This window comes from Kitasatospora sp. NPDC029367, assembly GCF_055569135.1.
In genome coordinates this window covers 1-9,313 of sequence record NZ_JBVHYH010000137.1, presented here as the reverse complement: position 1 = coordinate 9,313, position 9,313 = coordinate 1, and the positions used below count along the sequence as shown (strand labels likewise).

Here is a 9,313-nt window from a genome sequence, read left to right as displayed (position 1 = left end):
GCGCGACCCCCGAAAGGCCGCTGGGCGGGTTGGGGGGGCCACCCCCCCCCCCCTCCCCCTCCCCCTCCCCCCCCCCCCCCCCCCCCCCCCCCCCCCCCCCCCCCCCCCCCCCCCCCCCCCCCCCCCCCCCCCCCCCCCCCCCCCCCCCAGGTCCGCAAAGAGACGATCAGAAGAGCGCCGGCCTCAGAAGAACACCGGCCTCAGAAGACCCCGGCGCCTAGAAGAACACCGACCGCCGCTGCACCAGCAGCTGGTACAGGGTGTGCTGGATGGTCTCCCGCACCTCGTCGGCCAGGTCGAAGACCAGCATCGGGTCGTCCGCCGCCTCCGGCGGGTGGCCGTCGGTGGCGATCGGCTGGCCGAAGCGGATCGTCCACTTGGTCGGCAGCGGCAGCATCCCGAGCGGCCCCAGCCACGGGAAGGTCGGCGTGACCGGCACGTACGGCAGGCCGAGCAGCCGGGCCAGCGTCTTCACGTTGCCGATCATCGGGTAGGTCTCCTCCGCCCCGACGATCGAGCAGGGCACGATCGGTACCCCCGCGCGCAGCGCCGAGGAGACGAAACCGCCGCGGCCGAAGCGCTGGAGCTTGTAGCGCTCGGAGAACGGCTTGCCGATGCCCTTGAAGCCCTCCGGCCAGACCCCGACCAACTCGCCCCGCTCCAGCAGCGCCTGGGCGTCCTCGTTGCAGGCCAGGGTGTGGCCGGCCTTGCGGGCCAGCTCGTTGACGCCCGGCAGCACGAAGACCAGGTCGGCCGCGAGCATCCGCAGGTGCCGGCGGTGCGGGTGGTGGTCGTGGATGGCCACCTGGGTCATCAGGGCGTCCAGCGGGATGGTGCCGGAGTGGTTGGCGACGATCAGGGCGCCGCCCTCGGCCGGGACGTGCTCGATCCCCTGGACGTCGATCCGGAAGTACTTCTCGGCCAGCGGGCGCAGCAGCGAGAGCAGCACCTCCTCGGTGAGCTCCCGGTCGAAGCCGAACTCGTCGACCTCGTAGTCGCCGGTGATCCGGCGGCGCAGGAAGGCCAGCCGCTCGGTGGCCCGGCCCTCCCAGCCCTTGCCGAACAGCCGGGTGGCCGCCGGGCCGAGCTGCCCGGACAGCGCCCCGCCGACGGCCCCGGCGAGCCGGTCGGCCAGGCCGGGGCCCTCCGGCGAGCTCCAGCTGGGGGCGGACTCGATCGGGATGACCTTGGCCTCGCCCGGCGCGTTCTCGGCTGCGGCACTCATCGCGGGTTCAGCTCCTCGGACGGCGGGTCGGTACGACGTCGGTGGCCCCTTCGGGGCCGAGCAGGGCGGTCAGCCGGTCGGTGACGGCGGCCAGCCGCTCCGGCGGCAGCAGGCCGGGGCCCAGGGCGGCGGCGAAGTCGGCGAAGGCCTCCGGCGTGCTGAACGCCGTACGGTAGCCGAAGGTCTCCCGCAGCCGCGTGGTGTCCACCACCCGGCCGTGGGTGAGCAGCCGCAGCTGTTCCGGCGAGACGTCCACCAGCCGGGTCTGCCGGGCCAGTACGGCCATCCAGCTGACCGCGGGCAGCAGCAGCGGCAGGGTCGGGCGGCCGAGCCGGCGGGCGCACTGGGAGAGCAGCAGCACGCCCTCCCCCGCCACGTTGAAGGTGCCGGTGTTGACGGTGCCGGGCTCGGGCTCGCCGACGGCCCGGCAGAGCACCGCGACGGCGTCGTCCTCGTGCACGAACTGCAGCCTGGGGTCGTAGCCGAGCACGGTCGGCAGCACCGGCAGCGCGAAGTACTCGCTGAGCGGGGTGTCGGCGCCCGGGCCGACGATGTTGGCGAAGCGCAGCACCGTCACCGCGACGTCCGGGCGGCGCCGGGCGAAGCCGCGGACGTAGCCCTCCACTTCGGCCGCGTCCTTGGCGAAGCCGCCGCCGGGCGGGTCCTTCGGCTGGATCCGCTCGCTGAACACCGCCGGGTCGCGGGGCGCGGAGCCGTAGACGCCGGTGGTGGACTTCACCACCAGCCGGCGCACCCCGGGCGCCTTCTGGCAGGCGCCGAGCAGCTGCATGGTGCCGATGACGTTGGACTCCTTCACCGCGGAGCGGTTGGTGGAGCCCAGACCGGTGGCGCTGACGCTCAGGTGCACCACGGTGTCCACCCGGTGCTCGGCGATCACCCGGGAGACCGCGGGGCGGCGCAGGTCGAGCTGGTGGAAGGTGTACGAGGCGGCCGGTCCGTCCGGCTCCTCGACCGGCAGCCGCGGCGGCTGCACGTCCACGCCGACGACCCGGTCCACCCCGGGGCGGCGACGGACCTCGGCGGCGAAGCGGGCACCCAGATGGCGTGCCACGCCGGTGACGAGCACGACCACGCCCACGGTGCTGCACCCCATTCCCTCGGCCCGAGCGGCTGCGTGCACCGTACCGCGCCGCCCCACCGGGCCGTGAAACGACACCGCCCGCCCAGGCCGCGAGGGCCTGGACGGGCGGTGGAAGCGCTGGGCGCGCTGGGCGCGGCCGGGGGCGCTTACTTCTTGTTGCGACGCTGAACGCGGGTCCGCTTCAGAAGCTTGCGGTGCTTCTTCTTGGCCATACGCTTGCGACGCTTCTTGATGACAGAGCCCACGGAACAACCCTCGCTCACTGAGACTCTCGTCCGTGAGAGACGGAGTCCATACGACTGACGTGAGGGCCTAGCCTACCGTCCGCGTGGCCCGGGCCGTAATCGCGCTCCCCCGAAGCAGGAAACTCGCGGGAAATCCGGGGCGAACGGGGACGGATCCACGGGCTGTGGACCCGCCCCGGCCGACCCCGGTGCTACGCGCTCTCGAGCCGCACGTACGACTCCTTGAGGTACTCGTGCACCGCCTGCTGGGGCACCCGGAAGGACCGTCCGACCCGGATGGCCGGCAGCTCTCCGCTGTGCACCAACCGGTACACGGTCATCTTGGACACCCGCATGACCGCGGCCACCTCGGCCACGGTCAGGAAGACGACTTCCTGCAGGGGACGCTCGACGGAACTCATGACCATCACCCGACCCTTACCCGTGTGCAAGGCACCGGCTTCCCCTCCGGTGACTCCACCGGCACACGTGTATCCCCAGAGTAGTTATGGGTGGTACCAGTGGGAAGAGGGGAGGTGCAGTCCTCGTACGGTGAGAGATAGGACTGTTGCAGTACGTAGTCACTCGGCGGTTCGCCCCAGGGGGCGTACGCACGGCCCTTCCGGCGCGCGGCCGGGGTGCCGGCCGGGGCGGCGGATTCAGGCCAGCAGACCGTGGTGGGGGAACACCGCGCGGCGGGCCGCGAGGATGGCTTGATCGAGCCGGTCGGCCGGATCGTAACCCGAGTCGAAGTCGCGCCAGGACGGGCGGGCGCCGTCGGTCATCCGCAGCGGGGCCGGGCGGCGGGTGCGGCGGTAGACCTCGGCGCGCCAGGACTCGGGGGTCTCGGTGGCCGGGTCGACGGGCCGGCCGGCGGCGGTGGCGACCAGGTGGGTCCAGCTGCGCGGGACGACGTCCACCACGGCGTAGCCGCCCCCGCCGGTGGCCACCCAGCGGCCGCCGGTGAGCCGGTGGGCCAGCCCGTGCAGCTCCTCGGCGATCAGCCGCTGGGCGTCCACCGTGACGGCGAGGTGGGCGAGCGGGTCCTCCAGGTGGGTGTCCGCGCCGTGCTGGGTGACCAGGACCTGCGGCCGGAAGGCGGTGAGCAGTTCGGGCACCAGGGCGTGGAAGGCGCGCAGCCAGCCGGCGTCGCCGGTGCCGGCCGGCAGCGGCAGGTTGGCGGCGGAGCCGGGGGCGTCCGGGCCGCCGGTCTCGGTGGGCCAGCCGGTCTGCGGGAAGAGCGTGGCCGGGTGTTCGTGCAGCGAGACGGTCAGCACCCGGGGGTCGTTCCAGAAGGCCTCCTGGACGCCGTCGCCGTGGTGGACGTCCACGTCGACGTAGGCGACCCGTTCGGCGCCGAGTTCGAGCAGCCGGGCGATCGCGAGGGCCGGGTCGTTGTAGACACAGAAGCCGGAGGCCTTGCCGGGCATCGCGTGGTGCAGCCCGCCGGCGAAGTTGACGGCGTGCGGGGTCTCGCCGTGCCAGACCGCCTCGGCGGCGGCGACCGACTGGCCGGCGATCAGCGCGGCGGCCGAGTGGACGGCCGGGAACGACCAGTTGTCGTCGGTGCCGAGCCCGTGCCGGGGGTCCGACTGCTCGGGGTGGGCGGCGGCGTGCTTGACCGCCTCGACGTACTCCTTGGTGTGCACCAGCTGCAGGGTGGACTCCCCCGCGGCCGGCGCGGACCGCACGGTCACCCCGGGCCCGGTGGCGAGTCCGAGGGCCTCGACCAGGCGCATGGTCAGCGCGAGCCGGGTCGGGTCCATCGGGTGGCCGGGGCCGAAGTCGTAGGCGGTGACGGCCTCGTCCCAGTAGAGGTGCAGGCCGCAGGAGGTGTCACGCTCGGCTTCGGGCATGGCCTCCACCGTAGTGGGTGGCGGCGGCGGGCCCCGCCCGCCCCCACCGTCAGGCCAGCTCTACCACCGGGGCGGGGGCGAACCGCTCGGCCAGCGGCAGCACGGCGAGCACCAGCAGCATCGGGGCGAGCAGCGCCCAGCGGTACGAGCTCGCGTCCGCGATCGCCCCGACCAGCGGTGAACCGATCAGGAAACCCACGTAGTTGAAGAGGTTGAGCCGGGCCACGGCGGCGTCCGAGTCGGCCGGGAAGAGCCGGCCACCGGCGGCGAACACCTGCGGGATGATCGCGCAGATGCCGAAGCCGAGCACGGTGAACGCGGCGATGCCCGCCCAGGCGGCGGGCGCCAGCGCGGCCAGCCCGAAGCCCAGCGCGGCCAGCGCGGCGCCGCCGCGCACCACCGGCACGGCGCCGAAGCGCTGCACCGCGCGGTCGCCCAGGGCCCGGCCGAGCAGCATCGCGACCATGTAGCCGAGGTAGGAGAGCTTGGCGAGGTCCTCCCGGCTGCCCAGGCCGTCGGTGAGGTACTTGACGCTGTAGTTGGAGACCGAGGCGTCCGCGATGTACGCGAAGGCCATCGCCAGGCAGAGCGGCAGCAGCGGGCGCCAGGGGATGGTCCGGGCGGCGGCCTCGGCGGCCTCCCGGACGGCGTCACCGAGTTCGGCCGGCCCGGCGAAGCGCGTGCCGGTCAGCACCGCGAGCGGGGCGACCACCGCCGCGGCCGTGCCGAACAGCAGCGGCAGCCCCAGGTCGTAGTGCGAGCCGAGGCCGGCGATCGCGGCGCCGAGGATGCCGCCGAGGCTGAACGCGGCATGGAAGCCGATCATGATCGAGCGGCCGTAGCGGTGCTGGAGGCCCACCCCGAGCATGTTCATACTGGCGTCCAGCGCCCCCACCAGCAGCCCGAACGCGCCCAGCGCGAGGGCGAGTTGCCACAGCGAGTCGCCCAGCCCGGCGCCCGCCAGACTGAGGCAGACGGCCGGCTGGACGACCCGCAGCACGGCCCGGGCGCCGGTGCGCTTCACCAGCTGCTCGGAGAGGATCGAGCCCACCCCGGCCAGGATCGGCACCGCGGCCAGGAAGACCGGCAGCAGGCCGTCGCTCAGCCCGTACCGGTGCTGGATCTCCGGGATGCAGGTGACCAGCAGCGCGAAGGTGGTGCCCTGGAGCAGGAAGCTGACGGCGAGCGCGGCCCGCCCGACTCTCAGGCCGGGCGGAACGGTCGGGGACACGACGCTCATGCGGGACCTCGCTACTGGCCGGTAGAACGATGTTGGCCGAGAGCGTAGGGGGTGCGCCGCCTTTGCGGGAGGGGTCGTGCAGCGGTCACTTCCCGCCGGAGGCCAGCTCCCGGGAGCGGTCCCGGGCCGCCTCCAGGGCGCCGAGCAGCGCGGCCCGCACCCCGTGGTTCTCCAGTTCGCGGATCGCCGCGATGGTGGTGCCGGCCGGGGAGGTGACCGCCTCGCGCAGCTTCACCGGGTGCTCGCCGGAGTCGCGCAGCATCACCGAGGCGCCGATCGCGGACTGCACGATCAGGTCGTGCGCCACCTGCCGGGGCAGGCCGAGCAGGATGCCCGCGTCGGTCATCGCCTCGACCAGGAAGTAGAAGTAGGCCGGGCCCGAGCCGGACAGCGCGGTGGCCGCGTCCTGCTGGGCCTCCGGCAGCCGCAGCGCCTTGCCGACCGAGCTGAAGATCTGCTCGGCGCGCGCCAGGTGCTCCTCCCGGGCGTGCGAGCCGCCGGAGATGACGCTCATCCCCTCGTCCACCAGCACCGGCGTGTTGGGCATCACCCGGACCACCGGGGTGCCGGCCGCGAGCCGCTCCTCGAACCAGGCGGTGGGGACGCCGGCCGCCGCCGAGATCACCAGCCGGTCCGGGCTGATGTGCGGGGCCAGCTCCTCCAGCAGGGTGCCCATGTCCTGCGGCTTGACCGCGAGGATCAGGGTGTCGGCGAGCTTGGCGGCCTCGGCGTTGGAGACGGCCACCACGCCGTAGCGGTCGGCGAGTTCGGCCGCGCGCTCGGGGCGGCGGGCGGTCACCAGGACGTCCGCCGGGTCGGTGCCGGCCCGCAGCAGACCGGAGAGCAGGGCCTCGCCGATCTTGCCGGTGCCCAGGAAGGCGATCTTCTGTCCGTGTGCTGCGCTGCTGCCCATGGTCCGCTCCTTACCTCGGTACTGCGGCCATCCTCGCACCGTGCGGCGGCGCCCGTCCGGACCGTCCGGTCCGTGGTAGGCGGGCCCGGCAGTGGACGGGAGGGGGCCGGAAGGCCTGGGTGCTCTGCCCCTAGGGAGAAAACTCGGGGGTTTCCCCTATGGCCTCCGGGCCCGGGCGGGCGCACCGTGGAGCCATGGCACACGACGAGATGTCCCGACGTGAGAACCGGCAACTCGCCGCCGCCTCGGCGACGATGGGCCCGTGGCGGACGGCCGCGGGGGTCGGTGCGGTGGTGGGCGCGACCGCCCTGGGGGTCGAGGCGATCTCCGGGGACTGGTCACTGGCCATGCTGGCCGGACCGGCCGGCTGGGCCCTGTTCTTCCTCTTCCTGGTCGGCACCGTCGGCGGTCAGCTGCGCCGCGACACCACCGACCGGCGGCTGCGCCGCTGGGCCGACGCGCACCCGTGGCAGTCGGCCCTCCCGGCGGCCGGCGGGCTGCTGGTGCTGAACACCCTGGCGCAGTACTTCCTGGGCGACAGCGGGCTGTTCGGCTCCTTCTTCATCTCGCTCCTGCCGGCCGGCCTGCTGCTGGTGATCGCCGGAGTGGTGGGCTCGGTGAAGCAGGCCCGCCGCAAGGGCTGAGCCCGTCCCCCCGGCCGTCCCCCGGCCCCCCGACTCGGGGCATGTTTCCGGACAAAGAGCGGTGAACCTTCCCGCCGGGCACACGGGTCCACCACAGGCCGTGCCCCCGATCAACGGATCGTCACACCCCGTCGGCATACTGGCGCGATGCCGATAGCCGAAGATCCGGAACCGCGCCCCTCCGAGGGTCGTGAGCCGGACGGGTCCAACCCGTCCGAAGCGGGCGGGAAGGACCCGTTCGCCGACCTCGTCCTGGACGAGGAGTTCATCAAGGGCGCCACCGTCAAGGAGCAGTCCGGGCGCACCAGGATGCTGTCCGCCCGGTGGAAGCACACCCCGCCGGTCGACCCGGGCGGCCGCCGCTCGGTCAACGACGGCCCGCCGCCGGCCAGGCGCCGGTTCGGGCGCAAGCCCAAGGTCCGGCCGGTCGACCCGTGGGGCAACGTCCGTCAGGCCAAGCGCCGGGGCGGCCTGGAGTGGCGCACCCCGCTGTTCGCCGTCCTGGCCGTCGCCGTGCTGCTGGCCGCGCTCAACATCGACGGGCTGCGCAACTGGCTGCACGACGGCGACTCCTCGGCCGCCCACGTGCCGGTGCCGACCGTCGCCCCGGAGACGGCCAGACCGACCACGGCCGCGCCGACCGTGCCCGCCGACCAGCCCACCGTGGCCCACCCCTGGGCGGGCTCCCCCGTCGAGGGCTGGCCGAACGGCGCGGACGTCTTCGTGCTGCCCGAGGCCAAGGCCACCGGGGTGTTCTCCGCCGACCAGGTCGCCGACCAGCTGCAGCTGGTCAAGGACTACCTGATCGCCGGCAACCTGGACCCGAAGGTGGTCGCGGGCGGCCGGCCGGACGCCGCGCTCGCGCTGCTGCAGCCGGAGGAGCGGGACATGGCCACCACCGCCCTGGACCACCCGTCCAAGGAGACCAACCCGACCAGCTGGTTCAGCCGCTTCGACCCGCGCGACGCCGTCCCGGTGGGCGAGGTGATCAAGGTGCAGGGCTGGATGACCTTCGAGGGCGACGGCGACAGGGGCGTCCTGGTCCACACCGACTTCAGCTACGTGTACCCGCTGCGCCCCGGCCCGGAGGCCGCCAAGCGGGCCATGACGCCGGTGCCGTCGACCGGCGCCCCGCAGCCGGCCGCGCCCCAGGGCGGCACCGCCAAACCGGCGGGCCTGCTCACGCCGGTCGACGCCCCGTCCGGGGACACCTGGACCGCCCGCACCATCGTCCGCCGGGTGGACACCTTCCGCTTCTACGACCCGGCCCGCTACCGGGTCGCTCCCAAGAAGATCGCGTACGCCAAGAACCAGACCGACCCGGCCAACTCGGCCTGTGGCGTCTACGACGGCTTCTTCCACCCGGAGTTCGCGCAGTTCGACGAACTGCGCGCGGAGGCCCCGGGCCCCCAGTCGACCGGTCCGGCGGAGGACCCGTACGACCGCAGCAAGGACATCCCGCAGACCGAGGGGTGCGGCACGGTCAGCCGCACCTGACGCTCAGCGCCTGCGCTTGCCGCCGGGTCGGCCGCCGCGGCCGGCCCGGCGCTTCTCGTACTGCTCGACGGCCGTGCGGTGGGCGGCCCGCCGGACCGCCTCGCCGGGGGCCTCGACCAGGCTGCGGACGAAGTAGGCGGCCAGGCTGCCGGCCCCGCCGATCAGCCAGACGGCGCCGAGCGACTTCTCCTCGGCCATCCAGCCGGTCAGCTGGTCCCTGCCCACGGTGAGGACCTTCCAGGTGCGCCGGACGGCCATCATCGAGCAGACCGCGATGGCGGCGGTCAGCAGCCCGTTCAGGAAGCCGCCGCCGCTGTCGGAGAGCGCGACGCCCTCGACGCCGAGGCGCAGCACCAGCACGGCGGCGGCGGTGGCGGCCAGGGCACCGGCCGAGACGCCGACCCGGCGCAGCCAGTAGCCGTTGTCCCGGTTGAGCCAGGAGGTGCCGAAGAAGCGGATCGGCTCCGGCTCGGGGGCGCCGGCGGGCTTGGGGGCGGGGGTGGGGGGCTGCTCGCTCACGTCGTCGATTATCACCCGGGTGCCGGCCGTGGCACCGCGCCCGGTGAACGACGGCGGCGGAGCCGTCCCGGACCGCGGGACGGCTCCGCCGTG

The 9,313-nt window shown here is 74.1% G+C and carries 10 protein-coding genes; 2 read left to right on the top strand and 8 right to left on the bottom strand.

Annotation, left to right across the window (positions count from 1 at the left end):
* Nucleotides 1-217: 217 nt before the first annotated feature.
* The 7 genes from ACZ4W5_RS37430 to proC form a co-directional block, all read right to left on the bottom strand.
* Nucleotides 218-1,225, bottom strand: a complete 1,008-nt coding sequence (locus ACZ4W5_RS37430) for a lysophospholipid acyltransferase family protein (protein WP_465659669.1) — start codon at nucleotides 1,223-1,225, stop codon at nucleotides 218-220.
* A 7-nt stretch (nucleotides 1,226-1,232) separates the two neighbouring features.
* Nucleotides 1,233-2,324, bottom strand: a complete 1,092-nt coding sequence (locus ACZ4W5_RS37425; protein WP_465659667.1) for an NAD-dependent epimerase/dehydratase family protein — start codon at nucleotides 2,322-2,324, stop codon at nucleotides 1,233-1,235.
* A 149-nt stretch (nucleotides 2,325-2,473) separates the two neighbouring features.
* Nucleotides 2,474-2,572, bottom strand: coding sequence for a 30S ribosomal protein bS22 (locus ACZ4W5_RS37420; RefSeq protein ID WP_003948845.1), 99 nt, complete (start codon nucleotides 2,570-2,572; stop codon nucleotides 2,474-2,476).
* Nucleotides 2,573-2,763: 191 nt separating this feature from the next.
* Nucleotides 2,764-2,973 (bottom strand): helix-turn-helix domain-containing protein, encoded by a 210-nt coding sequence (locus ACZ4W5_RS37415; protein ID WP_045699258.1) that lies wholly within the window; start codon nucleotides 2,971-2,973, stop codon nucleotides 2,764-2,766.
* A 237-nt stretch (nucleotides 2,974-3,210) separates the two neighbouring features.
* Entirely contained in the window at nucleotides 3,211-4,407 is a 1,197-nt protein-coding gene (locus ACZ4W5_RS37410; protein ID WP_360225867.1) for an acetoin utilization protein AcuC, read from the bottom strand.
* Between the two features lie 49 nt (nucleotides 4,408-4,456).
* A complete protein-coding gene (locus tag ACZ4W5_RS37405; RefSeq protein WP_465659665.1) occupies nucleotides 4,457-5,647 on the bottom strand; it encodes an MFS transporter in 1,191 nt (396 codons plus the stop codon).
* An 85-nt stretch (nucleotides 5,648-5,732) separates the two neighbouring features.
* A complete protein-coding gene (proC, locus tag ACZ4W5_RS37400) occupies nucleotides 5,733-6,560 on the bottom strand; it encodes a pyrroline-5-carboxylate reductase (RefSeq protein WP_360225861.1) in 828 nt (275 codons plus the stop codon).
* A gap of 194 nt (nucleotides 6,561-6,754) precedes the next feature.
* Between proC and ACZ4W5_RS37395 the strand changes: the two genes are divergently transcribed.
* Together ACZ4W5_RS37395 and ACZ4W5_RS37390 are read left to right on the top strand one after the other, a co-directional pair.
* Nucleotides 6,755-7,204 carry a hypothetical protein gene (locus ACZ4W5_RS37395; RefSeq protein WP_360225858.1) on the top strand — a complete coding sequence of 150 codons (450 nt, stop codon included), beginning with the start codon at nucleotides 6,755-6,757 and terminating at the stop codon, nucleotides 7,202-7,204.
* Nucleotides 7,205-7,351: 147 nt separating this feature from the next.
* Nucleotides 7,352-8,701 carry an SCO2583/SCO2584 N-terminal domain-containing protein gene (locus ACZ4W5_RS37390; RefSeq protein ID WP_465659663.1) on the top strand — a complete coding sequence of 450 codons (1,350 nt, stop codon included), beginning with the start codon at nucleotides 7,352-7,354 and terminating at the stop codon, nucleotides 8,699-8,701.
* Between the two features lie 3 nt (nucleotides 8,702-8,704).
* Here ACZ4W5_RS37390 and ACZ4W5_RS37385 read toward each other — a convergent pair whose 3' ends face one another.
* Nucleotides 8,705-9,220 carry a hypothetical protein gene (locus tag ACZ4W5_RS37385; protein WP_360225852.1) on the bottom strand — a complete coding sequence of 172 codons (516 nt, stop codon included), beginning with the start codon at nucleotides 9,218-9,220 and terminating at the stop codon, nucleotides 8,705-8,707.
* Nucleotides 9,221-9,313: the final 93 nt, after the last annotated feature.